Annotated in this window: 27 protein-coding genes and 1 tRNA gene; 14 read left to right on the top strand and 14 right to left on the bottom strand. The window is 39.6% G+C overall.

The window, feature by feature from the left end:
- Window positions 1-44: 44 nt before the first annotated feature.
- Window positions 45-653 carry a transglutaminase-like domain-containing protein gene (locus tag MKX47_RS10335; protein WP_340773733.1) on the bottom strand — a complete coding sequence of 203 codons (609 nt, stop codon included), beginning with the start codon at window positions 651-653 and terminating at the stop codon, window positions 45-47.
- Between the two features lie 193 nt (window positions 654-846).
- On the opposite strand from MKX47_RS10335, the gene MKX47_RS10340 reads away from it, so the two are divergent.
- The 4 genes from MKX47_RS10340 to MKX47_RS10355 all read left to right on the top strand — a co-directional run bounded on the left by MKX47_RS10340 (window position 847) and on the right by MKX47_RS10355 (window position 3953).
- Window positions 847-1077 (top strand): helix-turn-helix transcriptional regulator, encoded by a 231-nt coding sequence (locus MKX47_RS10340; RefSeq protein WP_340773734.1) that lies wholly within the window; start codon window positions 847-849, stop codon window positions 1075-1077.
- Window positions 1078-1079: 2 nt separating this feature from the next.
- A complete protein-coding gene (locus MKX47_RS10345; protein WP_340773735.1) occupies window positions 1080-1382 on the top strand; it encodes a hypothetical protein in 303 nt (100 codons plus the stop codon).
- 295 nt (window positions 1383-1677) lie between these two features.
- Window positions 1678-2793 (top strand): methionine biosynthesis PLP-dependent protein, encoded by a 1116-nt coding sequence (locus tag MKX47_RS10350; protein WP_340773737.1) that lies wholly within the window; start codon window positions 1678-1680, stop codon window positions 2791-2793.
- Window positions 2790-3953, top strand: a complete 1164-nt coding sequence (locus MKX47_RS10355) for an aminotransferase class I/II-fold pyridoxal phosphate-dependent enzyme (RefSeq protein ID WP_340773738.1) — start codon at window positions 2790-2792, stop codon at window positions 3951-3953. The genes MKX47_RS10350 and MKX47_RS10355 overlap by 4 nt, the downstream gene beginning before the upstream one ends.
- Window positions 3954-4046: 93 nt before the next feature.
- Here MKX47_RS10355 and MKX47_RS10360 read toward each other — a convergent pair whose 3' ends face one another.
- Together MKX47_RS10360 and MKX47_RS10365 are read right to left on the bottom strand one after the other, a co-directional pair.
- The gene (locus MKX47_RS10360; protein ID WP_340773739.1) at window positions 4047-4391 is read right to left on the bottom strand and encodes a hypothetical protein; all 345 of its coding nucleotides are present in this window, start codon (window positions 4389-4391) and stop codon (window positions 4047-4049) included.
- Between the two features lie 173 nt (window positions 4392-4564).
- Complete coding sequence (locus MKX47_RS10365; protein WP_340773740.1) at window positions 4565-5683, bottom strand: DUF4362 domain-containing protein; 1119 nt, start codon at window positions 5681-5683, stop codon at window positions 4565-4567.
- A gap of 137 nt (window positions 5684-5820) precedes the next feature.
- Here MKX47_RS10365 and MKX47_RS10370 point away from each other — a divergent pair, with 137 nt between their 5' ends.
- The 8 genes from MKX47_RS10370 to MKX47_RS10405 all read left to right on the top strand — a co-directional run bounded on the left by MKX47_RS10370 (window position 5821) and on the right by MKX47_RS10405 (window position 13246).
- Window positions 5821-6249 carry a MarR family winged helix-turn-helix transcriptional regulator gene (locus MKX47_RS10370; RefSeq protein ID WP_340773741.1) on the top strand — a complete coding sequence of 143 codons (429 nt, stop codon included), beginning with the start codon at window positions 5821-5823 and terminating at the stop codon, window positions 6247-6249.
- A 12-nt stretch (window positions 6250-6261) separates the two neighbouring features.
- Window positions 6262-7200 carry a ring-cleaving dioxygenase gene (locus tag MKX47_RS10375; protein ID WP_340773742.1) on the top strand — a complete coding sequence of 313 codons (939 nt, stop codon included), beginning with the start codon at window positions 6262-6264 and terminating at the stop codon, window positions 7198-7200.
- A gap of 13 nt (window positions 7201-7213) precedes the next feature.
- Window positions 7214-8269 (top strand): LLM class flavin-dependent oxidoreductase, encoded by a 1056-nt coding sequence (locus MKX47_RS10380; protein ID WP_340773743.1) that lies wholly within the window; start codon window positions 7214-7216, stop codon window positions 8267-8269.
- A gap of 341 nt (window positions 8270-8610) precedes the next feature.
- On the top strand, window positions 8611-9369 hold the full coding sequence (locus MKX47_RS10385; RefSeq protein ID WP_340773744.1) for a glucosaminidase domain-containing protein: 759 nt from the start codon (window positions 8611-8613) through the stop codon (window positions 9367-9369).
- 164 nt (window positions 9370-9533) lie between these two features.
- A complete protein-coding gene (locus MKX47_RS10390; RefSeq protein ID WP_340773745.1) occupies window positions 9534-10193 on the top strand; it encodes a hypothetical protein in 660 nt (219 codons plus the stop codon).
- Window positions 10194-10883 carry a hypothetical protein gene (locus MKX47_RS10395; protein ID WP_340773746.1) on the top strand — a complete coding sequence of 230 codons (690 nt, stop codon included), beginning with the start codon at window positions 10194-10196 and terminating at the stop codon, window positions 10881-10883. It begins immediately after the preceding gene.
- A 404-nt stretch (window positions 10884-11287) separates the two neighbouring features.
- Window positions 11288-12721: a carbon starvation CstA family protein gene (locus MKX47_RS10400; protein WP_340773747.1), complete on the top strand. Its 1434-nt coding sequence runs from the start codon at window positions 11288-11290 to the stop codon at window positions 12719-12721.
- A 150-nt stretch (window positions 12722-12871) separates the two neighbouring features.
- Complete coding sequence (locus tag MKX47_RS10405; RefSeq protein ID WP_340773749.1) at window positions 12872-13246, top strand: rhodanese-like domain-containing protein; 375 nt, start codon at window positions 12872-12874, stop codon at window positions 13244-13246.
- Window positions 13247-13307: 61 nt separating this feature from the next.
- Here the strand turns inward: MKX47_RS10405 and MKX47_RS10410 are convergent, their stop codons facing one another.
- The 3 genes from MKX47_RS10410 to MKX47_RS10420 all read right to left on the bottom strand — a co-directional run bounded on the left by MKX47_RS10410 (window position 13308) and on the right by MKX47_RS10420 (window position 16078).
- Window positions 13308-13856 carry a GNAT family N-acetyltransferase gene (locus MKX47_RS10410; protein WP_340773750.1) on the bottom strand — a complete coding sequence of 183 codons (549 nt, stop codon included), beginning with the start codon at window positions 13854-13856 and terminating at the stop codon, window positions 13308-13310.
- Window positions 13857-13912: 56 nt separating this feature from the next.
- Window positions 13913-14635, bottom strand: a complete 723-nt coding sequence (locus tag MKX47_RS10415; RefSeq protein ID WP_340773752.1) for a metallophosphoesterase family protein — start codon at window positions 14633-14635, stop codon at window positions 13913-13915.
- A 183-nt stretch (window positions 14636-14818) separates the two neighbouring features.
- Window positions 14819-16078, bottom strand: coding sequence for a M48 family metallopeptidase (locus MKX47_RS10420; protein WP_340777787.1), 1260 nt, complete (start codon window positions 16076-16078; stop codon window positions 14819-14821).
- 296 nt (window positions 16079-16374) lie between these two features.
- Between MKX47_RS10420 and MKX47_RS10425 the strand changes: the two genes are divergently transcribed.
- The gene (locus MKX47_RS10425) at window positions 16375-16593 is read left to right on the top strand and encodes a hypothetical protein (protein ID WP_340773754.1); all 219 of its coding nucleotides are present in this window, start codon (window positions 16375-16377) and stop codon (window positions 16591-16593) included.
- A 133-nt stretch (window positions 16594-16726) separates the two neighbouring features.
- Window positions 16727-16799 (top strand) — tRNA-Val (locus MKX47_RS10430).
- Window positions 16800-16985: 186 nt separating this feature from the next.
- Here the strand turns inward: MKX47_RS10430 and MKX47_RS10435 are convergent.
- From MKX47_RS10435 to MKX47_RS10470, 8 genes are all read right to left on the bottom strand, one after another.
- Complete coding sequence (locus MKX47_RS10435) at window positions 16986-17111, bottom strand: hypothetical protein (protein WP_340773756.1); 126 nt, start codon at window positions 17109-17111, stop codon at window positions 16986-16988.
- A gap of 145 nt (window positions 17112-17256) precedes the next feature.
- Complete coding sequence (locus tag MKX47_RS10440) at window positions 17257-19485, bottom strand: S-layer homology domain-containing protein (protein ID WP_340773757.1); 2229 nt, start codon at window positions 19483-19485, stop codon at window positions 17257-17259.
- 209 nt (window positions 19486-19694) lie between these two features.
- Complete coding sequence (locus MKX47_RS10445; protein WP_340773760.1) at window positions 19695-20522, bottom strand: ABC transporter permease; 828 nt, start codon at window positions 20520-20522, stop codon at window positions 19695-19697.
- 15 nt (window positions 20523-20537) lie between these two features.
- The gene (locus MKX47_RS10450) at window positions 20538-21479 is read right to left on the bottom strand and encodes an ABC transporter permease (protein WP_340773761.1); all 942 of its coding nucleotides are present in this window, start codon (window positions 21477-21479) and stop codon (window positions 20538-20540) included.
- Between the two features lie 15 nt (window positions 21480-21494).
- Window positions 21495-23063 carry an ABC transporter substrate-binding protein gene (locus tag MKX47_RS10455; RefSeq protein ID WP_340773763.1) on the bottom strand — a complete coding sequence of 523 codons (1569 nt, stop codon included), beginning with the start codon at window positions 23061-23063 and terminating at the stop codon, window positions 21495-21497.
- A 19-nt stretch (window positions 23064-23082) separates the two neighbouring features.
- On the bottom strand, window positions 23083-24048 hold the full coding sequence (locus MKX47_RS10460) for a P1 family peptidase (RefSeq protein WP_340773768.1): 966 nt from the start codon (window positions 24046-24048) through the stop codon (window positions 23083-23085).
- Window positions 24049-24079: 31 nt separating this feature from the next.
- Window positions 24080-25057 carry an ABC transporter ATP-binding protein gene (locus MKX47_RS10465; protein WP_340773770.1) on the bottom strand — a complete coding sequence of 326 codons (978 nt, stop codon included), beginning with the start codon at window positions 25055-25057 and terminating at the stop codon, window positions 24080-24082.
- A complete protein-coding gene (locus MKX47_RS10470; RefSeq protein WP_340773773.1) occupies window positions 25032-26060 on the bottom strand; it encodes an ABC transporter ATP-binding protein in 1029 nt (342 codons plus the stop codon). Before MKX47_RS10470 ends, MKX47_RS10465 begins: the two co-directional genes overlap by 26 nt.
- Window positions 26061-26074 lie beyond the last annotated feature (14 nt).

A 26074-nucleotide genomic window follows, 5' to 3' on the forward strand; every position in this document is an offset into this window, starting at 1 on the left:
CGATGTGTAGCTGCTTGTAGAATCTACACCGTTTTTTGCCGTTTTTATAATGAATCTGGCAAATCGTTCATATACATATCTATAGCATTCGAAGCTTCCTTTAAAACGGCGATTGTTTTTTCATTTGGCACCATAAAAATCGTCGGATAATCTAGTTCCTCTAGCCTTTCATTGACGGAAAATGCGAGTTGTTCTTTCTCTATCGAAAACTGTGCATCTACGCCTTTCTTGTTCCCTCTTGCATCCATTCGAATCCATTTATTGAGCGATGCAATAAAAACAGCATTGAGCGCATGAATACAATAGCCCTTTTCTGGCGTATCAAATAGCATTAAACGCTGATAACAAAATCCGGTCGGAATAGCTTGGGAACGCAGTAACGCCGCCAATAAATTTGATTTCGCATAGCATATTCCCTGCTTGTGCTGTAAAACTTCAGAAGCTGAACACGTTACTTTTTCACTTTGAATATCCCAGGAATGCGCAATCACATCACGCACATAGTGGAATGCGGTCTGTATTTTTTCGATATCGGATTGCTGCGAGTGGAAGAGCTCAACGATTAATGCTTGAATCGAGGTATTTGAATAATTAATCTCTTCTGACTCCTGTAAATAATCAACCATATTTTCTGATTGTAGTTTTAATTTCATAAATTCACCTCTAATTGAATTTTTATTCATTTATTTGTATTTTTATTATACAAGAATCTCCTTTTATTACAAGATTAATTTTTAATATGCGATCCTCATCAGCCAACTAAGTAAGATTTCTTTCACTAAATGTAAAAAATACTTTACTATTAGTAAAAAATATATTACATTATACATTAAGAGGTGACAATATATGGCATTCAATAATGGAAGAGTGATTCATAATCGAATCGTTGTTCTAAGAGCCGAACATGGATTATCACAAAAGGATTTAGCCGATCAACTAGGCGTTAGTAGGCAAACGATTATTTCGCTTGAAAAAAATCGTTATAACCCTTCATTAAAATTAGCCTTCGAAATAGCCTTATTGTTTGGCGTAGAGCTACAAGAAGTTTTTCAATATGATTTCGAAAAGGAGCTATAACTATGGACATTTTCATCGTGATGTTGCGTATTGTTTATGTACTTATTTTCTTTCTCGCCATCTTTATTGTGTTGAAATTTGAATGGGGCGAAGAAAGTAAAGATGAGCGTGGAAAAAGCATTTCCAATAAATCCTATGGGGTGGTCTTCCCCCTCATCCCATTAGGCTGGTTGTGTATTGAATTATATGACCGCTTCATTCAACACCTCAATTATGATACATACAAATTAGTGATTTGGTTTTTAATTACCGGATTGATGATTTTACATGCAGCAAATATTACTATTTTGAAACGAAAATATTAACCAAGCAGGAAAAGGAGACGACCATGAGCAGCCTATTTGGGTCATTGGCAGGACTTGTAATTATTCTCACATGCGCCTCGTTTATTGCACGTAAAGAACGAATTGCTCTATTTAGCATTTTATCTATTTACTTCTTGTTGTATTTTGGCTCGAATATTGCGAAGTTAATGTAATCCTTTTTACAACTATTTTCAAATTCCTCTAATAACCTATTGTTTCAGTCGGTTTTTTTTGTTAAATTGGTGTAATAATCGATTCATTCGAAATATTGAGTATATTTTAAGGAAGTGTTTGCATGTCTCAACGTTCAATCGAAACAAAATTAGTACAATTAGGAAATCTTTCTGACGCGAAAACGGGTGCAGTCAATCCTCCGATTTATCTTTCAACTGCCTATAAGCATACGGGCATTGGTGAATCGACTGGCTATGACTACACACGTACGAAAAACCCAACGCGTACGATTTTAGAGCAAGGCATCGCAGATTTAGAGGGTGGCGATCAAGGTTTTGCCTGTAGTTCGGGAATGGCGGCGGTGCAGCTGGTTATGTCTCTATTCAAACCAAATGATGAGTTGATTGTGCCTGAGGATTTATACGGTGGGACATATCGTTTGTTTAAAACATTTGCAGAAAACTATAATATCAAGCCGGTTTATAATGCCTTTACGAATGTGGCAGAAGTCGAAGCGCTAATTAATGAAAACACAAAGGCACTCTTCATCGAAACACCGACCAATCCTTTAATGCAGGAAATTGATTTAGTGGCGTATGCAGCACTTGCCAAAAAGCACAGCTTGTTACTAATCGTGGATAATACCTTCTACACACCGTATTTCCAACGTCCGATTGAGCTTGGCGCGGACATCGTGCTCCATAGTGCAACGAAATACATAGGTGGTCATAATGATGTGTTAGCCGGCTTAGTCGTTGCTAAAGGTGAGACATTATGCGAAAAACTAGCCTTCTATCATAATGGAATTGGCATGGTATTAGCGCCGATGGATTCTTGGCTGTTAATTCGTGGATTAAAAACATTGCACTTACGCTTAAAACAACATGATGCCAATGCGAAGAAAATTGCCGACTATTTAGCAAAGGAGCCACTTGTTACAGATGTGCTCTATACAGGGAAAGGTGGCATGCTGTCATTCCGCGTAAAGGATGCAGCGATGATTAATCCATTTTTAAAGGCGATGCAATTAATTACTTTTGCCGAAAGCTTGGGCGGTGTGGAAAGCTTTATTACATACCCAGCGACGCAAACGCATGCGGATATGCCGTATGAAGAACGCCTAGAACGTGGGGTTTGCGATCGATTACTACGCTTCTCTGTTGGAATTGAGGAAGCCGAAGATTTAATCGCTGATTTACAGCAAGTATTCGACATATTACGAGGTGAATTCGCATGAGTAAACGACTAGAAACGGCGCTCGTTCACGGAGCCATTCGTGAAGGCTATACCGACAAAAAAGGTGCGGTCAATGTACCAATTTATTTAAGCTCGACCTTCCATCAAGAATCCATGGATGAATTTGGTGAATATGATTATGCACGTTCAGGCAACCCAACGCGCGCGGCACTTGAAAAAGCAATCGCAGAATTAGAGGGTGGCCATCGTGGCTTCGCGTTTGCAACGGGGATGGCTGCTGTCTCGGCATGCTTTATGCTGCTATCTGCTGGCGACCATATCGTTATAACAGAGGATGTTTACGGCGGAACGTATCGCTTTGTCACAAAAGTATTACCACGCTTTGGCATTACGCATACCTTTGTTGATTTCACCGATGTCGAGGCGGTTAAAGCTGCCGTCAAGCCGGAAACGAAGCTCATTTATATCGAAACACCTTCTAACCCAACACTCGGTATTACCGATATTCGCGCAGTTGTAGAAATTTCCAAGGAGCACGGTGCGATGACGTTTTTAGATAATACATTTATGACGCCACTTCACCAGCGTCCGCTTGATTTAGGGGTGGATGTGGTCATTCACTCGGCGACGAAGTTTTTATCGGGGCATTCGGATATTGTGGCGGGCTTAGTTGTCACAAAGGATGAAGAATTAGGCAATCAAATTTATTTCATTCAAAATTCATTTGGTTCTGTCTTAGGGGTACAGGATTGCTTTACATTAATTCAAAATATGAAAACAACGGCCGTGCGCTTTAATGAGCAAACACGTGTTGCTGGACGTATTGCGGACTATTTAGCGCAGCATCCCCTTGTGGAAAACGTTTATTATCCAGGGCTCGCGACACACCCAGGCGCTGCCATCCATGCAGGTCAAGCTACTTCAGCGGGTGCAGTATTATCGTTTAGCTTACCGAGCTATGCGGTCGCGAAAGCATTCGTTGAGGCGATGCAAATTCCAGTATTCGCCGTAAGTCTAGGTGGTGTGGAATCGATTCTTTCCTACCCTGCCAAAATGAGTCATGCCGCAATGGAGCCTGAAGAACGCGCAAAACGTGGCATTACAGACGGATTATTACGCTTTTCAGTAGGCTTAGAAAACGAAGATGATTTATTAGAAGATTTTGCACAAGCGTTAGCCGTTGCGCAGCAGGTGAAATAATAACCTATTTTAAATAAATTAGTACCCTATTTGGTTGGCGCTTTGAAAGAAGTCGAGCAAATAGGGTGCTTTTCTTTTGAGCGCATCTAGCCCTTAATCCTTCAAAACAAGTCTTCTTGCAACACGGTATTCCCCTTCTATTTCTACAGCCAGCGAGCTTTCAATAGCAGAAGTAATGTCAATATCCTTTATTTTGTAAAGCTTTATACCGTTTGTCAGCTTGAATCCTTCTCCATGTTCAGTTGGTAATTCACTTGTTTCGGATGTAATTTCCCCTATTTGCTCCTCTAATTGGTCTTTCATGATTGGCTCATGCGTAACCACATAATGGACACCCTCCCAGTAGACGATTGGGTAATCCGATTGAAATTCTTTGTTCGTACAGCCGATTAAAAAAGCAAGTGCGCTTATAGACAGTAATACTAGTAGCTTTCTCAAGATTCTCCCCCCCTTTTGTCGCTATTGTAGTAGTATTCAATTCCTAATAAAGCATTTCCTTTTAATCGCTCCTTTTCAGTAATGATTACATAGACAGACGAACTAATTTTAGGCGGCATTTTTTCGTTTCATAAAAAGGGTGTCCTCGAAATATTTTCAAGGACACCCTTTTTCTATTCAAATTGCATCGTTGCTACATAGGTCGCATAGTTTTCGCCCCAATAGGCAATAACCTCTAAAATAAACGGCTCGGATGTTTCAATCTCTCCAATTGATTGATAGGTCGCAAGCATTTTTTCCTGATTCCACACACGATATTCCACACGGCTTGGCTCTACTTCAAATTGAATGTTTCGTGAAGCAGATTGATCAACCTTCACCGCTTTAGCGACATCAACCATTTGATTGGGTGCTGCATGGTCTGTTTCGATGGTCATCATTTCTGCCGGATTCTTCGTTGGCAATGTCCAAGCATACGTTCCTTTTTGAATAACCAGTGCCGTTTCACCAATTGTCAGAGCCATTTCGGGAAGATGCTCCTTTGTAAACTGTTTCTTTTCGGTATCAAACGGCAATGCAAGAACATGGATCTTTGCGTCCGTCGTATCGCATTGTGTTAAGAAATATTCCAGCTTCTCTCCGTTATGTACAGAGTCCAATGCTTTACATGCGTAATTTTCAAACCCACCACTTCCGAACCGGTCGTTACGCTTATCAATTTCTAACTGATATTTTGTGCCATCATAATCGGCACGGTAGTAAATTGGGTCGCCTTCAATTGTGTAATGGGTAATGGCTATGGTTGCTGGCTTATTTTCGCTTACTTGCTGAACAAATCGCTCAAACACTTCACCGTTTTCAATCTGCCCATGCACATCAATAACCGACTTTAAGGAATTTATTTTCTCATATAAAAATGTCACAAAGGGCTCGGCTTTTTCCGCCTTCAACCGTCCGTAGCCTTCTTTTTCATCTGAACTGATGATTGTCAGTGACTGATCATTTTCTATCCAAATGCGATAGGTAATAATTGATTCTGGCATGTTTGGATTTTTTTCAATAAATAATTGCAATTGAACATCCTCAATTCTCGCCATCTCTGCTTTCACATTGGGCTCCCATTTCACCTGATTCAATTGCTCTTGAATCCATTTCATCTCTGACTGCTCAAGAATCATGATTTCTTCGGTATCTTTACTCTTTTCGAGAACCACTCGTTCTACTTCACCCGTTTCATCTGTTGAACAGGCCGTTAATACAAGAAAGCTCAATAACATCCAAAGTTTTTTCATTTTTATCCACCTCTTGGAAAATCAGTCGTTTTACATCCCAAAAAGTTACAAGCGCAAATTATTTTGGATTCGAGATATTTTCATTGACTTACCATCACTTGAGTAGTAAAGTGATAACTAAGAAAGGACGTGACGCAGTGAAAAACAATACACTCGGCTCACTCATTTGGTTGCGTATGATGCGCTTTACACATCAAAGTAACCTATTATCGAACGAGTTTTTAAAGCAATACGATTTGACAACCGCGCAATTTGATGTGCTACTACAAATTTCAATAGCGCAGCCGATTACCCAAAGTGAGCTCGCAAAAAAGGTCACCGTTACAGAGGGTGGAATTTCACGCATGCTAACACGTCTTGAACAGGAGCAATTAATTACCCGGACACAGCAGTGGAAAACAAAATACATCGAGCTAACCGAAAAAGGTAATCAATTATTAACAAGCGCACTGGATGCACAAATTCAATTTCAATCATCGTTTTTTGATGATGTATTAACAAAAGAGGAACAAAAACAGTTATATGATTTAGTTTCTCGCGTCGAAAAAAACAGTCAAAGACATTAGGAGGAACATTATATGTACACAATTCCAGGACATCATCATATTTCGATGAATACAAAAAACGCAAAATCAAATAACCACTTCTACCGTGAAGTGTTAGGCTTACGTCGTGTTAAATTAACCGTCAATCAGGATGCGCCTTCGATGTATCATCTATTTTATGGCGATAAAACAGGAAGTCCAGGTACAGAGCTATCCTTTTTTGAAATCCCATTAGTTGGTCGCACCCATCGTGGAACGAATGCGATAACGAAAATCGGCTTAATCGTACCGAGTGAAGAAAGCTTAGTTTATTGGCAGCAGCGTCTGACTTCTTATGGTGTTGAACAAAGTGAAATGAGCACGTATGCCGGTCGCCCTGCCCTGCTTTTCGAGGGTTCAGAAGGGTTGCGCATGGCACTCATTGCGGCACCGAACACAAAGGTCGCACATTGGGAAACGTATGAAGGCTCCCCTGTTCCAGCAACGCATCAAATTCAAGGGATGGGCACAGTCGAAATAACCGTGAAAAACAAGAAAAAGTTAATGGCGACGTTAACTGAAATCTTCGGCTATCACGTAGCAGAGGAAACAGCAACAACCGCGCTCATGCAGTCTGTTGATAACGAGCTATTCGGCGAAATTTATATTATCGAGCAAGATGGCGAATCCGAAAAACCGGGACGTGGCAGCATTCATCATTTAGCAATTCGCGTGAAAAATGAGGACGAATTAATTTACTGGGATGAACAGGTAAAAAAACGTGGCTTTATGAGCTCAGGCATTGTGGATCGTTTCTACTTTAAGAGCTTATACTTCCGCGAATCAAACGGCATTTTATTTGAAATTGCGACAGACGGACCTGGATTTTTACTTGATGGAAACATCGAAACATTAGGTGAACAGCTTGATTTACCGGACTTTTTAGAGTCTAAGCGCGAGGAAATCATCGCGTCATTAAAACCGATTCAATAAGGAGCAAAAAAACATGGAAAACTATCGAATTAACGAAAAAAACGGCATGGAGTTTGGCATTTACACATTAGGTGACCATATCCCAAATCCATTAACAGGCTCACGTATCTCCGCACAGGCGCGGATTCAGGAGATTATCGAAACGAGTAAGTTCGCGGAACAAGCGGGCATTGACGTCTTTGCTGTCGGTGAAAGTCATCAGCAGTACTTCGCAACGCAAGCCCATTCCGTTGTGCTTGCGGCAATCGCTCAGGCAACTTCAAAAATCAAGCTGGCGAGCTCGGCAACGGTTTTGAGTGTCGCCGATCCGGTACGTGTGTATGAGGATTTTGCGACGCTAGATTTAATCTCTAGTGGACGGGCAGAAATCGTTGCAGGTCGCGGTTCTCGTGTCGGGGCGCATGAATTATTCGGTGTGAGCTTACGCGACTATGAAGAAATTTTTGAAGATAAGCTTGCATTATTAAAGCAATTAAATGACAAACAAATCATCAATTATGAAGGCAAATTCCGCGCACCTTTAAACAATGCGCATATTTTACCTCAGCCACTCAATGGGTCTCTACCGATTTGGCGTGCAGTTGGTGGCCCTCCTGAAAGTGCCATTAAAGCGGGGAAAATGGGCATTCCGATGATGCTAACAACATTAGGCGGCCCTGCTATAGCATTCGCTCCCTCTGTCGATGCCTACCGTGAAGCAGCAGACCGCAGTGGACATGATGCGTCGAAACTGCCGATTGCCACAGCGAGCTTATTTTATGTAGCGGAAACAGAGGCGGAAGCATTAGAAGGCATGTACCCACACTTAAACGGTGGGATGCAGGCTATTCGCGGACAAGGCTACCCACGTGGACAATTCGAGGCAGCTACTTCTGTAACAGACGCACTCATGGTCGGCTCAACGAATCAAATTATTGAAAAGTTGCACTACCAATATGAGCTATATGGCATGCAACGCTTCATGGCACAAATTGACTTTGGCGGGATACCTATTGAAAAAGTAATGAAAAATATTGAGATTATCGGCAATGACATTATTCCAGCGGTGAAGAAGTTTACGGCGAAATAGCATTTAATCAACAATTTTTATGCAAAATATGTAGCAGTTAATAAATCGAATGGCGATTTATTAGCTGCTTTCTTGGATTAATAGTTACAATAACTAATAGGTTCTCCTTTAGCTCTAAAATAACGCAACGATCTTGTTCACCAATTGAAACTTAGGTCACTCTAGCATAACTCCCCATTCGAATGACATATTAGCGATTGTCTTTAAAGATAAACGTATTTTATGAAACTATTTCACACCCAAACTCGTTATAATCATGATAAACTTTACTTAACGACAATACTATTTTATGACCATAGAAAGGAGGAAGATGTTGTAAGCTTTCAGCATCTGTAAATCGCATGGCATTGATACGAAAAATTTTCCTCGCTACCCTTTTTCTTGGTGCCATTTTTGGGCTTATATTTTTCGGACTTATCCATTTTTTAACTCCATCAACGAACACAGCTACTCCGCAACCGCTTGAGGAAAGCCCTTCTGTTGAGGAATTTATAGGTAAAATTGCAGAAACCGCGCGCAAGCTTGGTGCAGACAACGATTTATATGCATCCGTTATGATTGCACAGGCTATTCTTGAGAGTAAAAGCGGACAAAGTGGACTCGCAGCATCGCCAAACTATAATTTATTTGGCATCAAGGGACAATATCAAAACGATTCGGTCATCCTCGAAACGCAAGAAGATGATGGCACAGGCAATATGACAACGATTCAAGCTGAATTCCGCAAGTATGCTTCCTATGAAGAATCTTTAAAAGATTATGTCAACTTACTTCGAAACGGGGTCTCTTGGAATAAGCAATTTTATACGAGCGTATTCAAAAGCAACACCGCTTCTTATAAGGATGCGACCCACTTCTTAACAGGCACCTACGCCACAGATTCCAAATACAATGAAAAGCTGAACGCGCTCATTGCCCAATATGACTTAGTGCAATATGACAAACCGATTCAAAGTAAAAAGACGGTACAAGTTGAAGATGGCGATTCCCTAACGCAAATTGCGGAAGCTCATCAAGTTAAAGTCACTTCCATTAAGCAATGGAATCAACTAAACTCCAATTATATTGAAGCTGGACAAACGTTAAATATTTATTATTAGAAAAAGGAATTGAGTGTAAGTGCTCAAATCCTTTTTCTATTTTATTGAAAACATTGTATGAAAAAAGTTTCATGTAAGGATTCATTGAAATCTCTTCCTCATTCAGATATGCTGATGATAAATCTAGCTATATCAGGAATAATTGTCAAAAAGGTTGTGAATGTATGAACGGAATACAGCTTAGTTTAATTATCATCAGTTGGATCATTAGTTTTTTCTATTGTATACACCTTTCAAAGAAGCATGGCATTACTTGGTGGCGTGGTTTGATTGTATTTGTTATTGGGCTTTTCAGCTTTTCATTTTCGCTACCATTTTTTCAGACAACGATTCAAATCGCCATTCTTCCTTTAGGGATTTTCTTCCTTTACTTAGCTTTGCGGAATAAAGACAGCTGGGAAAAATATCGTCATTTTGCGTGGAGTGGCTTTTTGCTAAATTATGTATTTTTATTCATTTTGATCGTCAGTTATTTTGTAAGTCCGCTTGTTTATCAACCAGAGCGACTGTCAACGTATATTCGCAGCACTGAGCAGTTACAGCTAATTTCAACAGCAACGGATCAAACGCAAATACTTGCCTTGACCAACGATATTATTGAACAGGCCAATTTGGAAATTCTCACGTTTGAGAAACCACCATATGAAGAAACACCCGAGCGCTTCCCCTATTTGTTAATGGGACAACAGGCGCAAAAAGGGAGTGCCATCACTTCGAAAATTTATATTGAAGAAAACGGCAAAGGCATTTTAGTCGATTCCAATCAAAAGCAATATTACTTTACCGTTCCATCATCACTTTTTGAAGGGAGGCACTCTCAATAAATGAAAATGAAAAAATGGCTAATCGGTGGGCTTTTTATCCTTTTATTAGGTGGATTCGGCTTCTATTATTTCTCTCCACCTAAAGCTTTTTATACGCAAGAGCAATTACTAACCGTGCTCAAAAACTATCCAGATAAGCAATACCGGGCAGAAAAAATCGATGACATTATTTTTCTGAATGACCGACATGTTTTCGTTCCCTATACCAATCATGAAAAGCTCCCTGGAATTTTGCTCTTTAAATGGGATAAACGTGATTGGCATGTCGTTGGTGGCAGCGTCAATATGCCAAAGCATTTATGGCAGCTGGATACAACCGATTCTTCAACGACATACGTGCTCTGGCATCATAACTTTAAGGAAGCGGTTGATTTTCAGGTGAAATTAGATCGAATAGGAGGTTGGAGCACTTCAGATGGCATGACCATTTATTCACCACGCATTCATATGACCCACGAAATAACAGATGCACCGAATTACGGTGTGCTTCAAATATCAGACGAATGGGCTGCGGTGACTACCCCATCCATCAAGCCTTCTTTTCTGCAATCATTTTTAGGCTATAACGAGGATTACTCATACCAATTTTCCGCCAAATTTTTAAATGACCGACAAGAAGAAGTATATTTAGAAGGCAATGGTGGCGGCTTCGGTAACGGCTATACCAATATGTTACATCAGATTTTATAATATTTTTATCTTCAAATTTTTAATAGCTCTAGCTTTATGTGATTACACTCACCTATAAGTAATCGAAGAAGCTAGAGCTTTTTTTACAAAATCTATGTAAAAATACTAAAGTAAATCTTCAATCAGTGGGGTTTTTCCCACATCCCCCACTGATATTTAGATGAACCTATCTGCCATAAATCCTCCATTTTACTTCCCCATTTTTACAACCCATTCAAAAATACTTCGAATTCCATGATATTTTTATATAACAGTTTTCACTACGTAATGTGTGTTTATCTATGTTTTATTTGATTATTCACACTTTTAATATATCTTCATAGCTAAATTTTCAAAAAACTCTGTTTACAACCCTATCTTCAGTTTATATAATTTGAATTATCAGAAAAATTGGAGGACGATTTATGTATACACTTCTTGGTTCGATTGCTCTATTAATTGTAGGGTATATCGTTTATGGAAAGTTTATTGAAAAGGTGTTTATTGTTAATGATGCAACACCGACACCAGCTTATACAAAAGCTGATAACTTAGATTATATGCCGATGCCTGCTTGGAAAGGCTGGACGATTCAATTATTAAATATCGCAGGGCTTGGTCCGATTTACGGGGCGATTGCAGGTGCACTATATGGACCTGTTGCAATGATTTGGATTGTATTTGGTTGTATTTTTGCCGGAGCCGTTCATGACTATTTTGCTGGGATGTTATCGCTGCGTCATGGAGGCGCACAATTCCCTGCACTTGTTCAACGTTATTTAGGTAAAGTAATGCGCGTATTCACGGATATCGTTTCAGTTGTATTAATGGTTTTAGTAGCAGCTGCCTTTACTGCAGGGCCTGCCGCTGTTCTTTCGTCAAAATTAGGAATTACATTTATGACAGCACTTATTGCGATTTTCATATACTTCTTATTAGCAGCCATTTTACCAATCAATCAAATTATTGGTCGTATTTATCCAATCTTTGGTGCCGTATTAATCGTTATGGCCGGTGCGGTATTAGTAGCACTTGTCACTTCAGGTATTGCGATTCCTGAGGTTTCTTTAACAAATATGCATCCAAATGATTTACCAGTTTGGCCATTATTAATGGTAACCATTTCTTGTGGTGCAATCTCTGGTTTCCACTCTACGCAAAGCCCGATTATTTCAAGAACCATCAAGAAAGAATCTGAGGGTCGCAAAGTCTTCTTCGGTGCCATGATTGGTGAAGGTGTGATCGCGTTAATCTGGTGTGCAGCTGGTATGAGTTTTTACGGCGGTACTGAAGGTTTATTACCAAAAATCGCCGAAATTGGTGCAGGTGGCGTAGTAGACGAAATTTCATATGCTTTACTTGGAACATTCGGTAGTATTTTAGCCATTTTAGGGATTGTCATCTTACCGATTACAACAGGTGATACGTCATTACGTTCTGCACGTATGATCGTATTAGACTTTTTAGGCTCTCGTTTACCAAAAAGCAGTAGCGCAACAGCGATTTTAGCAACCGTTGCCGTAGCAGCACCTGCTTTCTTCTTATCAACAATTGATTATCAATTCTTATGGCGTTATGTAGGGATGACCAATCAAATGGTTGCGACCGTGATGCTTTGGGTGGCCGCCTCGTATTTATTAAAAACAGGCAAGTTCCACTGGATTGCAGGTTTACCCGCTCTATTCATGACTTCTGTCGTCTTTGTTTACTTAATGGTCGCACCAGAAGGATTTGCCCTAGCTTATGATACAGGTGTCATCATTGGTTTAAGCTTCACTGTCCTAGTTGCGTTCATTTATATTTATCAAATCTTTAAACATAAAGCATTTACAAATCCAGTATTTTTAACAGAAAAATAAGCTTTTCTTAATGATAAAATCTCGCATTTTTATGAAAACTAAAAATGCGAGATTTTTGTTTAGAAACTTGAATTGGTTATATGCCCCCTGAATTCAAAACCTAGATTATTTTACCATAATCATTTAAAATCATCACAAGAGGTGAATACAATGAAACGTTTTTTAGCAGCGATCGTTCTTGTGATGCTCGCGCTTGTCGGCTGTTCAAGCGAAGAAAGCGAAAGTTACAAAACCATCGAATTAACTGAAATCGAAGCGTACACAGCAAAAGGCTATGAGGTCATTGACGTACGTGAGCCCGATGAATTCGCAGCTGGGCATATTCCGGATGCACAAAATCTGCCTTTATCTACCCTTCAATCAGGAGCTGACCTTATTTCCTTAAATCAAGATGGCAAATACATTATTATTTGTCGTAGTGGCAACCGCTCTCAGCAAGCGAGTGAAATTTTACACGAGCAAGGCTATACCGTCGTCAATGTCAAAGAAGGCATGTCGAGTTGGACAGGGCCGGTGAGTAAATAAAGTTGAAGAGAATTAGAAAAGCCAAAAACGTTTGACAAGGAACGTTTTTGGCTATTTAAAATTATAAGCAAGCATCCATAAAATAGCCCATTTCGATACGAACTTCCTTGTTCTTCCTATCTTCATTCGAATACGAAGCTAAGTTCAAACCAACGAGCTGAAAACCATTCTTCAAATAGAACTGAATAGCAGGATAATTGCACGTTTGTGTTTCCAGCGTTATCATTCTGACACCCATTTCGTGTGCCTGCTTTTTAGCGAACGCAAATAAAGCTGTCCCAATGCCCTGCCGTTTAAATTGTAACTCTACGTATAAATTATGTATAAGCAATGTATTATTCCATTCCATCTTTTGAAGAGCAATAACGCCACATTCCTGACCATTGATTTCACATACAAAAACGCCTGCTTCTTTATTATGGGCGTCAAATAGCTCCTCTTCCAAATTTTTTTCAAATGGGCGATCAAAATCCTTTTCCGTTAATGAAAAGTTCCAGCCGTGTTGGTGCTTTTCTATCTCAATATCATAATATTTTTCGGATGTATACCGATAAAAGACCTGTTTTCCCGTTGGATAATGTTTTCTATCAATTTGGCGAATCGTTAACATAATACCTCCTTTTTTCACAAATCAGACATACGGTTTGATTATCGTAATGACTCATTTTACTGCTTCGCCTTCATCACCTCATCATACATAATTTCCTCATAGTATTGCTCATAGCCAACCATGCCAAGCTCACGTGCCGCTTGTAATTCAGCTGCTCGGTCATATGGAACGCGAACAAATTGAATCGCATTTGCACCAAAAGACCCTTCCAAAATAACATATGTTGCATCGACGAGATCTAAGCCAACGCTGCCTACATTACACAAAATCTTCGTATCATAGCTTCTTAACAATGTCATATGAATGTCCCCGTAAAATACCATATCCGGCGTGCGGTCTTTATGCAGTGAATTAGTTTCTTCACTATTGTCAAATAATGATAAGCATGCCTCTTTTGAATGATGCTCCGGTGCAATCCGCTCAAATACACTGCGCGGTGATGCATGGAAACAACGAATGAGCTTGCCGTTTAACTCAAAGTCTATAAAAAAAGGTAATGCAGCTAAATACGCATAATCTTCATCTGTTAGTTGACTTTGCATCCACTTAATGACGTCATTATCAATTTCATCACGCATAAATACTTCCCAGTTGCCGTAAATCACCTTGTCACAATATTTTTTCACAAGCGCGATACATTCCGAACCACGTGGCCCCTTTCCAACTAAATCGCCTAAACAAAAAATTTGATCCACATCACGCTTCGCAATATCGTTTAATACTGCCTCAAGTGCCGTTAAATTGCCATGTATATCTGAAATGATTGCAAACTTCGACAAATTAGGTCCCTCCCTACACAACTCTCACTAGATAAATTTTACAATAAAAAGGAAGTGAATGGGTGCTAATTTATATTTTGAGTGAAATAAAGGGACCTAACATTAATTTTGGCGGTGAACTGTTTGAAAAAGTGATAGTAATTTAATTCCAGGCTTACACCTTTATTAAAATCAAACCTAGCCCTATTCTTCTTCCGCCTGTTCGGCTAGATGATTGATTCTTTCCAACATTGGCGGATGCGTGTAGCGAAACCATTTGACTAGTGCTGGTGGGTTTACTTCGCCAAGGCCCACTTTAGTCAACTGTTGAAACGTCGAAATCGCGACCTCGGGATTGTCGATTAGTTCCATTGCATAATCGTCGGCGCGAACCTCCTGATAGCGTGAAACCGCATTGGACAACGGGCTTGAGAAAAATAGTAGAAAAGATGAAATCAATAAAAACAATGGCAATGAATGAATATTGCTCATTTGCTTAATATTTAAAAGTGGTCCAAAACGATGAATCACTCGAGGCATAATTTTTGCAATGAGCCATAGCCCAATGAGCGTCATCAGCAAATAGACCGTGATATTTAAATACACGTCCTTAACGACGTAATGCCCCATCTCATGTGCCATAATAAACAGAATTTCTTCATCTGTTAACCGATTCAATGTCGTGTCCCACAGCACAATCCTCGAGTTTTCCCCAATTCCTGTCACATACGCATTTAAAGCGTTGGTCTTCTCCGACATGTTCACTTCATAGACATGCTCTGAAGGAATATTTGCTTGTGCTGCAAGTGAAAGAATTTTCTCCTCCAATGCTTTATCTTTAAGTGGCGTGAAATCATTGTATATCGGGTCAATAACGACGGGTTGGATGAACATAAGGAAAAGTGAAAATGGAACCGTAAGCGCCCATGCAGAGAGCCACCATCTTTTCGGACTTTTTTTAATGAGCCAATAAAGAACCGTGAAGATGATTACCGACATTCCAAAACTCATCCAAAAATCAATCACATTATCCCGCATCCACGAGGAAAAAAGCTGCGTACTAATGCCATAGCTTTTACTCAGCTTATAGCGGTAATAATCTAGTGGAAATTGGAGAACGAACAAGAGCAAGGATAGCAAAAATACATACGACGCATTTCTCCAAATCGCCCATTTCTTTTCGGTATCCCCTCCTGCGAACAAACGTGAGGTACCCGTAATCAAAATCACAAAGTAAAGCAACCACTCAAACGGCGTGGCAATAAAAAATAAGAAATTTCTTATTTTGGATAAATCCTGACTTAATACCATTTCCTGCGCTGTTAGAAAAGTACTTGGATCTGCTACCGTTCCTTTTAGCTCGGCAGGTATCCCACTGTTTGGACTATGAAAAAAGTAAACATACATCGCCACAACGTATAAACCAAATGCTAGGACAGCTAGTAAACCCCATTTTTTCTTAATTGCTCCTCCACCTCAATTCATTCGATTATCCTATCTTATTATTGAAAGGTGGAAACTATTTTCAATTTCAACGCATGTCTCAGATTTATTAAAGACCCTGTAAAGAGAAGGTAAGCCTCAATATGACAACGACTAACTGATTTACGCCCTGAAGCCTCCAAATAAAAAATTAAATACCGTCACAGCAAGGCTCAATTCATACTTTGTTTTTATCGGTTCTATACGCTTCGAAATCATCATAAATTGGAGAAAAATCCACTCAATCTTCTATTTGAGTTTACAAGGAGCGTATCATCATGTTTGCGATTCATTATTTTGAAAAAAACACAGCTGTCCTAAGTCAATTATTACAACGTATACCAGAAGTCGAAGAAAATATTAAAATTAAAGGCCGTAAAGGGAAGGTTGTAACGGTCAGCCAGATTGAAGAAAACAAATTTCACGTTCATGTGGTGTTAGAAAAAGTAGTTAAGAAGGATTTATTATTAAAAGATGATAAGAAGAAAAAACGTTAGTGTGTAGGAGGAAAAGCGCGCGTATTTCGTTTTTAAAGTAACAAAAAAAGTAAAATCAGTAGTTTCCTATGTACCTTTTCCATCATAAATGTTATGATGATTGATAAGAACAAGTTATTTTGTATCTTATCAAGGTCTTGTAGCTCAGTTGGGAGAGCATCACCTCGACAAGGTGGGGGTCGCTGGTTCGAGACCAGTCGGGACCATCACGCTGAAAACCTTAATTAAAAAGGGATTCAGCTTTTTTTATTCCATAATTTCCGCATGAAAATGAATAGTGTTTGCTGTTGCGTGTCGGATGTGTGACGAATTTTTAGAAACCCATAATTTCATTAAATAAGCGTCAAAAATTTGAAGTGCATTTTTACCTGTTCTATGACGGATGTTGATTATTATTTTAAATAGGCGTTAACACGTTCAACTACGGTACATTCTTTATACAGCTTCTCCCATAATTCTGAGCCACGCACTGGATACCAATATTTCCGAATATCCGATTCACATCTGATTTTAAACACCTTCTGAACCTACTCTAAAAAAATTCCGGTTTTCTCTAAATATTGTGTATTGTATTTCTCATCTACAAATACAATAATCCCCTTGCCATTTGCGTAGCATGGGGATTATTACATTTATGGGCCGCATTTCTCGCCCATATAGTTATTAATAGTTTTCAATCTGATATTCGTTCATCATATGGGCTAAACGAATGGTCACTTGTGCTAATTGTGCATACGTTACTTCACTTTTTGGCTTTAGCTGATTATTTTCCGCTTCAAGTAATCCCATTGCATACGCTAATGCGACATAGCCACGTAGTTCCTTATCTACTTGTGCTGCATCACTGTAATTTAACGCATATATATCGCTATATTGCGCTACTTTATCTAGCTTCAGTGAGCCAATTACCCATTTTGCTAGTTCCTGATTTGAAAGGGATGCAGCCGCATTGAACGTTTTAGTAGACGCATCAAGCATGCCTATTTTCAATGCACGTGTTACAAATGGATATAAAGAATTATCTGGGGCAATGTCCGAAAACGATTTATTCGTCGTTTCATGCTCATTAAAACTAGAATCAAAATACATATATGTTACAGATTTCAGTAATATTTTTAGCGCTTCCTCTTTTGTCACGGGCGCATCTGGATTGAATGTTTTATCTATTTCTAAAATACCTGTATGAATTAAATAATTTAATTCCTCCGCAGCTGTTGGATGCTCGATTGTCGGCTTATTTGAGCTTGCCATACCAAATGCATCTAACCATTCCCCTGTTTTGGCATCAATGACCGCATACGCGCCTTCTTTGAAAATCGGTTGATATGCTAAGCTATAATGTTGCTCATTTCCTACTTTTGGATGGTTTACATATTGTAACTCCAGCTTTAACTGTTCTTTCAATAACTTTGAAGCTTCTTGTTGTGTCAAAATATCTTTCGCTGCTGGCCACTCGATATCATCATACGCGTTCACAAACAAACTTAATAAATCACCGGTTTCTGCATCGATACTTACTGAGATTTGGTCTCCTTCTACCGTTAAACCATTTACAATACGTGGGAACGTAAAGTAATAACTGTCATTGTACTCCTGGTAAAATGACCCAGATACTGGTAATGCATATCGATGTGCATAAGAAGGTACCCATTCTTTTACATATGCAATCGCCTTTTCTACTGCCTGTTGTCGTGTTAATTCTACTTTTTTATTACTATCATTATCTAGTTCCTTGAGGCTACTTTTAATATCACTATAATTAATAATCTCCCCTGTTGCTTTATCAATTATTAATTCTGTGCCTGTCCCACCATTTCTATAGCGATACATATATTGAATATTATATACGGCCTTACCCGTCTCCATTATTTTTTCTTCAATAGACTCAATCGTTAATTTTACACCAGGCTCATCTGTTGCAAGCAACTTTTCCGCCATCGCTTGTGCCTGCTCTAATGTTAAATTCGGCTGTTTTGCCGCTAATGGTTTCGTCACAATCGGTGTAATCTTTTGATTTGATATCGTAGAAGATAGTCCTTCTGGTGTGAGCCATTCCCCCGTAAGAGCATGTACACCTGATGTAACCTCGCTATTCGGCTGATAAACAAGCTTTACTGTGTGATCCCCTGTTGTATTATCTGTGTTAATCTTGTATGACAACTGCGCATTTAATGCATCCTGTATACGTTTGGCACTGACTGTTTCACTTTGCTTCTTGGACGGATCATCATACGTTAAATTATCTGTTACATCTTGATTTTTATAATAAGATGTTACTGTGCCATCCCCTAATACACTTATACTAATAGACTGATCTGAAATTGGTATACCAGACTTTTTCTTCGTAAACGTAAACGAATATTGAACGGGCTGCGTCAAAATAGATGATGAATAATAATTGTATTCATTTGGTACAAGCTCGTACCCTCCACTTTTATCAAACTTTTCAATAAACTTAGTCGCTACTTTTTGCGCTTCTACTTTTGAATATTTTGCTGGGAACAATACATCCTTTGAATTTATTGGTTGATAATGAAATTGTTCTAACTCTAACGATTCTCCAACGAATGTAAAGCTTCCATATATATATTGATTATCAATGTTCTTTGAGAAATTAAGTTCATAACGCACCGTAGAGTCTTTAGGATGCGAGAAGCCTGTCCCCATACGAAAATCTTTTTCAGTTACATTTGGAAACTCATTTGGAAATAGCGCTCGAAAACGCTTCATTAAATCACTTTTTGTTACCGTTGTATTCGTTTGCGCGACTTGTATTGGCAATGTCTCCATACGCTCAATACCTAACATTGAGGCGCTTGCCATTGGTGCTAATAAGCCAACAGATAGCGCTGTTGCAGATAACAATACACCCGCCTTTTTAATAATTACCATTCTTCATCCTCCTATCTCTTTTTCGTAAAACATATGTTTACACTACCATTATACATAATTTACAAATACAATATTCTATATTTGTAATAATAAACCAAATATGTAAGTGATCATTACTTCTTATCAGGCAAAAGATGAGTTTGGTTTCACAATCTAAAAAAAGCAATTCCTTTAGCATGTGAGTGCTTGGAAATGCTTTTTCTGATTTACTAGGCTTTTGAACGTGGGTCCATAAAATCGCGAAATGCGTTGCTGAGCATGTACAGCCCAAGTACTAGTAATGTGATAGCTCCCCCCGGTGCATATATGTACCAAGGTGCACTCGTTAAATATGCCTGTGAATCTTTTAACATACGCCCCCAACTTGGGTTTGGAGGTTGTACACCAAGCCCTAAATAACTAAGCGCCGCCTCCGCTAACATTGCCGTCGCAAATGTCACCGTCGCTGCTACAATAATTTGTGATGAAATATTAGGTAAAATATGACGGAACATGATTTTAAAAGGATTTACACCAATTAGTTTAGCAGCAAGTACATATTCTGCATCTCGGTGTTGCACAAAGCCACTACGGGCAATTCGTGCAATGCCTGGTATCGCTATAATACCTAACGCGATTGCGGTATTGACAACTCCTGGTCCAAAAATGGCCACTAACATTAACGCTAAAATAATGCCCGGAAATGCCATTAGAGCGTCCATAAAACGCATGCAAATTTCGTCAATCCAACCACCGACATAGCCAGTGATAGCACCGATTAAAATACCAAATGTCACGCCGATTACTACCGTTAATATACCCACTGCAAAAGCTGTTTGTGTGCCCTTCATAATACGGCTAAAAATATCACGACCAAATTCATCGGTCCCAAAGAAATACACACTACTTGGCCCTTTTAATTTTTCTGAAATATTCATCGCGTTCACATCAAACGGGGTGTAAAAAAAACTAACAATAATCACCAGGAAAAATCCGACAACGATTAGTAGACCAATGATTAAGTTAATATTTTTAGTATACCTTTTTATATTTTTCATCGTATCCACCTACTCTCATCGTAATCGAATTCTCGGATCTAATACGGAATACAAAATATCCACGATAAAATTAATCATGACAACCGCTACAGTAATATACATGACGATTCCTTGAACGAGAGGAAAGTCGCGATTACTAATGGCTGTAATGAGCAGCTGGCCAACACCTGGCAGTGAGAATACTTGCTCTACTATAATTGTCCCCGCTACCACCTCAGCCATTATAAGCCCAAACACTGTTAAAATAGGAATCATTGAGTTTTTTAACACATGCTTGTACATCACATTTTGCTCGGACATCCCCTTACTGCGAATCGTGCGTACATAATCGAGCTGCAATTGCTCTAAAACAGCAGTCCGTACATAACGGAAATTGACAGCAATTTGCGGAATCGCGATTGTTAAGGCTGGTAGCACTAATGTACTTAGCGCACCTGACACACTTTCTGTCCATGGAATATAGCCACTAATTTTAAATACATCAAACCTCATCCCAACATATAAAATCAACATCATCCCTAACCAAAATGATGGAACAGCCATACCAATTTGTGTCACTGTTGATAACGACACATCACTCAACTTATTTTGTCTACGAGCAGCGAACATCCCTAGAGGTATAGAAACGATTAATACTATGCACAGGGTGAGCCCGGCAAGCGATATCGTTACAGGAAGCCTATCAAATAATAAATCCTTTACTGGCATTGAAAAGCGAATTGAATTGCCTAATTCTCCTGTCAATAATCCCTTCATCCAATCAGAATATTGTTCATAAAGGGGGCGGTCCAAACCAAGTTCGGACCGCAAATTTTCAATTTGTGTGGCGTCTGCTTCCGTACCTAACATCGTACGAATGGGATCACCAGGTAAAATTTGAAAAACACCAAATGTAATTATAGATACTAGAATGATGGTTGTTATTAACAAGATGAAGCGACGTATTAAATACATCATACCGTTCATCCTTTCCTAGTTAGAGAACTTCACCTCAGACATATCATGGAACCAGAATGGATAGCTCTTCAGTCCACTTACCTGTTTATCTGAACCCCAAATAATTTGATAATCCGCGATATAAACAGCAGGTGATTGCTCTGCTAAAATTTCTTGTGCACGATGATAGTACGCAATTTGATTGGCCTGGTCTGTTTCTTTCAGTACATCTGTCATAATCTGGTCGTACTCAGCATCTTTAAATAAGAAAAAGTTTTCACCATCATTTGTTGAGATATAATCATTTAAGATTTCATAGGCAGAAGCCCGCCCTGTTAAGTCAATTGTCGTCATTTGATAATCACGACCGAAGTAAACGCGGTCTAGCCAAATACCCCACTCCACGACTTCAATTTCCACATCCACACCGATTTCTTTTAAATTGGCAACAACGATTTGTGCGATATTCGAATACATATCATTGTGTGATGATACTGTAATTTTTGTTTTAAAGCCGTCAGGATAGCCTGCCTCTGCTAGCAATGCTTTTGCCTTTTCCACATCATGTGTATACATTTTTTCCAATCCCGTTTTCTGGTAATCACCCATAGCTGGACTCATATTCGAGCCAAGCGGTACTGCATAACCTTCAAAAATAGAGTCAATGATATCGGGTTTACTAATTGCATAGTTAATCGCTTGTCGAACTTTTACATTATCAAATGGAGCTTTTGATTCGTTAAATGTCACGATTAACGATGAGTTATTATTTTGATGCGATAAATTATGACTACCTTCCACTTCACTTATACGTTGCCAAGGTACACTCGTTAAGTCGACCTCATTGGCCATCAAACTCATGATTGCTGCTTGATCATCTGATTGGAATGTAAATGTGACTTTATCTAAATAAGGTAAGCCCTCTTTCCAGTAGTTTTCGTTCTTTTTTAACACCAGATTTGTACCTGGAGAATATTTCACATATGCAAATGGTCCTGTGCCGATTGGGCTTTCATTATGCTTACCATCATTACTTTTTGGGATGATCGCAGATTGACGTGCTGTTAATGAATATAAGAAATTCGAGTTTGGTTCTTTTAACGTAATGACAAACGTGTTGGCATCGAGTGCTGCTGTTGAAGCGACATTATCGAAGTTATTCGACATTTTCTCACCACCACTTTTACCCATTAAACGGTCAAAAGAATATTGAATATCTTCTATTGTTATATCATCACCATTGTGGAATTTCACACCTGGGCGGATTTTAAATGTGTACGTCAAACCGTCCTCTGCGATTTCATAGCTCTCTGCAATACCTTCTTTTAATGAACCATCTGTTTCTGGTGCCATCAGTCCTTCAAAAATATTGAGAATCATTTGGTAAGAAATCGATGCTGTCGCTTTATGTGGATCTAAAAAGTCTGGGTCATCATTGACACGCACGACGATTTCTTGTGGTACTTCACCTACTGGCTCACTATCTCCCTCCTTGTTGCCCGGGCTCGCAGTATCTCCTCCATCATCACTTGAAGAACAAGCACTGATTACAAGACCTATTACTACTGTTAGTAAAAGTAATAACCAACTTTTTTTCATTTTCATAAAATTTCTTCCCTTCGTATTAGGCATTTTGAATACTTGAATAGCTTTCGGTATTGGCTAATTTGTCAGCTGATTTGACCCCTGCAAGGATCGCTTCTTCCATTACTTGCGTCGCTAACTGCCCAATATAGTCCACAGAATAGGATTTGTCTCCTGTACCTAACACAAAAATCGTATCGCCATCCAACATCGTATGGACAGGATAGATTGTACGTGCGAGTGCATTTTGTGTTAGTTGCGCAATTTTTTTCGCCTCCGCTTTCGTTATTTGTGCATTCACAGCAATGACCCCAATTGTAGTATTCGTTCCTGCAAGTGCTTGTGATTGAGCATGTTCTGCTAAATAAGCACAGCTATCGATCCAACTAGCAGTTTCCGAGTTGCGCGCACCTGCCAGTATCTCCCTTGTATCAGGGTCTTTCACATCTCCCACTGCGTTAACCGCAACAATCGCTCCGACAATAAGATTGTCTTTTCCTACGGTAGAGGCACTTCCCAATCCCCCTTTCATGCAAAATTGTGGACCTGCCATTTTACCTACAGTTGCGCCATATCCCGCACCAATATTACCGTTAGCAAATGCACCGACTTGCGCATTTGCCGCCGCTTCATAACCCATTTTCGCTGTAGGTCTTACGTGTGCATCCCCGATAAATAAATCAAACAGTACGGCACTTGGGACGATTGGAATTTTTGTAACGCCTGCGTCAATGCCGACCCCTTTTTCCTCTAAATAACGCATGACACCTGTCGCAGCCTCTAAACCAAATGCGCTACCACCAGCTAAGCAAATGCCATGCACACGATCAATGGCATTAATAGGATCAAGCGCATCTGTTTCACGTGTGCCAGGTGCAGAACCTCGCACATCAACACCACATACTGCACCGTTTTCGACAAGTAGGGCTGTGCATCCAGTAATCGCATCCCTATTTTCTGCATGTCCCACCTTCACACCAGGGACATCGGTAATATTGCCAAACATCGATCTCACTCCTTTAGATTGAAGATTCGTACTATTTATCATATAAAAAGCAGGAAACACGTTGATGTTCGTTTATTTCTTGCATGGTAGGTCGCACTTGAAGACACTTCTCCATCACAAACGGACAACGCGTATGAAACACACAACCTACAGGTGGGTTCATCGGACTCGGTAGCTCTCCCTGCAACGGAATGGTCGGTTTCGGTGCATCAAAGCTGACAACCGGAATCGCAGATAATAATGCCTGTGTATATGGATGCAGTGGATTCGCATACAATTCATTTTTCGTACCTAATTCTACAATTCGACCGAGATAAAGCACGGCTACACGATCACTAATATGTTTAACGACACTCAAATCATGCGAGATGAATAAATACGTCAATTGAAATTCATCTTGCAAATCCATCAGTAAATTCAGAACTTGCGATTGCACCGATACATCAAGTGCTGACACTGGTTCATCTGCAATAATAAATTCTGGATTTATAGCAAGGGCTCGTGCTATGCCAATACGCTGTCGCTGACCACCAGAAAATTCATGCGGATATTTATGCACCGCATCTTCTGATAAGCCTACTTTTTGCAATAGCTCCTTGACCCGTTTTTTACGTTGCTCTTTTGTAAGCGTCAATTGTAATGCCATTGGTTCTTCAATAATGGCACCAATTCGCATACGAGGATTAAGGGACGCAAATGGATCTTGAAATATCATCTGCATTTGATTACGATAATTTTGCAATTTACTACCTTTCAAATGCTGGATTTGCTGCCCTTTATACAAAATTTCACCTGCTGTTGGTTCAACAAGCTTCAAAATTGTGCGTCCAAACGTTGACTTCCCGGACCCAGACTCACCTACAATTCCAAGTGTCTCACCGTGATAAATTTCTAAGGAAATATCATCGACTGCTTTGACGACTTTTTTTGCTTCTTTCATCGACTTCCGCTTCACTGGAAAATAGGCTTTTAAATGATTGATTTTAAGTAAGACATCCTTCTTTGGCATAGGCACGCTCCCCCTTCTCTGAGAATAAGTGGCAACGTACTTTATGTGCTTTCGTAACATCCAGTACTTCTGGTTGAAGGGTGTGACACTGTTCCATCGCAAATTGACAACGTGGTGCAAAGCGACATCCTTCAGGTAACGCGTACGCAGGTGGGACAATGCCCGGGATAGACGGCAATCTTTCTACATCCGTCTGCAGACTCGGCATCGTTTTTAACAAGGCTGTCGTATATGGATGTTGCGGATTTAAAAACAGCTCCCTCACTGGTGCTTCTTCAACAATTTGACCTGCATACATGACCATGACACGATCAGCCGTCTCCGCAACGACACTCATATCATGCGTAATAAATAAAATGGCTGACCGATGCTCCTGCTTCATTTTCATCATTAAGTTCAATATTTGTGCTTGCACTGTTACATCTAGTGCAGTTGTTGGCTCATCTGCAATCAGAAGCTGCGGATTATTCGACATCGCAATAGCTATCATGACACGTTGACGCATCCCACCTGATAATTGATGTGGATATTCAGCAATCACTTTGTCTGCATTGGCAATGCCTACCTCTTGTAAAAGATGAATAGCTTTTTCACGTGCTTGTTTTTTGGTCACTTTTTGATGTCTCCGAATCGATTCTATTAGTTGATTGCCAATCGTAAAAACCGGATCAAGTGAAGTCATCGGCTCTTGGAAAACCATACTAATGTCATTGCCGCGTATATGACTCATCTCTTTATTTTTGTAGTCTAATAGATTATTGCCGTTAAAGTGGATTGTGCCAGCTGTGATTTCCCCCGGTGGTATCGGAAGTAGGCGCATAATGGCAAGCGACGTAATACTTTTACCACTTCCTGATTCACCTACGAGTGCGACGGTTTCGCCTTTGTGAATGGTAAAACTCACATCATCCACTACTTTGGCTTGCTTGCCATTTTTCAGCTGGAATTGAATTTTCAAATTGCTTACCTCTAATAGCACCTGTTGCGTGTTTATTGGTTCCATATGCTTCCCTCCTT

Source organism: Solibacillus sp. FSL R7-0668 (assembly GCF_038006205.1).
Lineage (GTDB): Bacteria > Bacillota > Bacilli > Bacillales_A > Planococcaceae > Solibacillus.

Excerpts from the sequence above, each read along its gene's own strand:
- MKX47_RS10335 (WP_340773733.1), bottom strand. The coding sequence starts at position 653 with ATGAAATTAAAACTACAATCAGAAAATATGGTTGATTATTTACAGGAG.
- MKX47_RS10340 (WP_340773734.1), top strand. The coding sequence starts at position 847 with ATGGCATTCAATAATGGAAGAGTGATTCATAATCGAATCGTTGTTCTA.
- MKX47_RS10345 (WP_340773735.1), top strand. The coding sequence starts at position 1,080 with ATGGACATTTTCATCGTGATGTTGCGTATTGTTTATGTACTTATTTTC.
- MKX47_RS10350 (WP_340773737.1), top strand. The coding sequence starts at position 1,678 with ATGTCTCAACGTTCAATCGAAACAAAATTAGTACAATTAGGAAATCTT.
- MKX47_RS10355 (WP_340773738.1), top strand. The coding sequence starts at position 2,790 with ATGAGTAAACGACTAGAAACGGCGCTCGTTCACGGAGCCATTCGTGAA.
- MKX47_RS10365 (WP_340773740.1), bottom strand. The coding sequence starts at position 5,683 with ATGAAAAAACTTTGGATGTTATTGAGCTTTCTTGTATTAACGGCCTGT.
- MKX47_RS10375 (WP_340773742.1), top strand. The coding sequence starts at position 6,262 with ATGTACACAATTCCAGGACATCATCATATTTCGATGAATACAAAAAAC.
- MKX47_RS10380 (WP_340773743.1), top strand. The coding sequence starts at position 7,214 with ATGGAAAACTATCGAATTAACGAAAAAAACGGCATGGAGTTTGGCATT.
- MKX47_RS10385 (WP_340773744.1), top strand. The coding sequence starts at position 8,611 with ATGGCATTGATACGAAAAATTTTCCTCGCTACCCTTTTTCTTGGTGCC.
- MKX47_RS10390 (WP_340773745.1), top strand. The coding sequence starts at position 9,534 with ATGAACGGAATACAGCTTAGTTTAATTATCATCAGTTGGATCATTAGT.
- MKX47_RS10395 (WP_340773746.1), top strand. The coding sequence starts at position 10,194 with ATGAAAATGAAAAAATGGCTAATCGGTGGGCTTTTTATCCTTTTATTA.
- MKX47_RS10400 (WP_340773747.1), top strand. The coding sequence starts at position 11,288 with ATGTATACACTTCTTGGTTCGATTGCTCTATTAATTGTAGGGTATATC.
- MKX47_RS10405 (WP_340773749.1), top strand. The coding sequence starts at position 12,872 with ATGAAACGTTTTTTAGCAGCGATCGTTCTTGTGATGCTCGCGCTTGTC.
- MKX47_RS10410 (WP_340773750.1), bottom strand. The coding sequence starts at position 13,856 with ATGTTAACGATTCGCCAAATTGATAGAAAACATTATCCAACGGGAAAA.
- MKX47_RS10425 (WP_340773754.1), top strand. The coding sequence starts at position 16,375 with ATGTTTGCGATTCATTATTTTGAAAAAAACACAGCTGTCCTAAGTCAA.
- MKX47_RS10440 (WP_340773757.1), bottom strand. The coding sequence starts at position 19,485 with ATGGTAATTATTAAAAAGGCGGGTGTATTGTTATCTGCAACAGCGCTA.
- MKX47_RS10445 (WP_340773760.1), bottom strand. The coding sequence starts at position 20,522 with ATGAAAAATATAAAAAGGTATACTAAAAATATTAACTTAATCATTGGT.
- MKX47_RS10450 (WP_340773761.1), bottom strand. The coding sequence starts at position 21,479 with ATGATGTATTTAATACGTCGCTTCATCTTGTTAATAACAACCATCATT.
- MKX47_RS10455 (WP_340773763.1), bottom strand. The coding sequence starts at position 23,063 with ATGAAAATGAAAAAAAGTTGGTTATTACTTTTACTAACAGTAGTAATA.
- MKX47_RS10460 (WP_340773768.1), bottom strand. The coding sequence starts at position 24,048 with ATGTTTGGCAATATTACCGATGTCCCTGGTGTGAAGGTGGGACATGCA.
- MKX47_RS10465 (WP_340773770.1), bottom strand. The coding sequence starts at position 25,057 with ATGCCAAAGAAGGATGTCTTACTTAAAATCAATCATTTAAAAGCCTAT.
- MKX47_RS10470 (WP_340773773.1), bottom strand. The coding sequence starts at position 26,060 with ATGGAACCAATAAACACGCAACAGGTGCTATTAGAGGTAAGCAATTTG.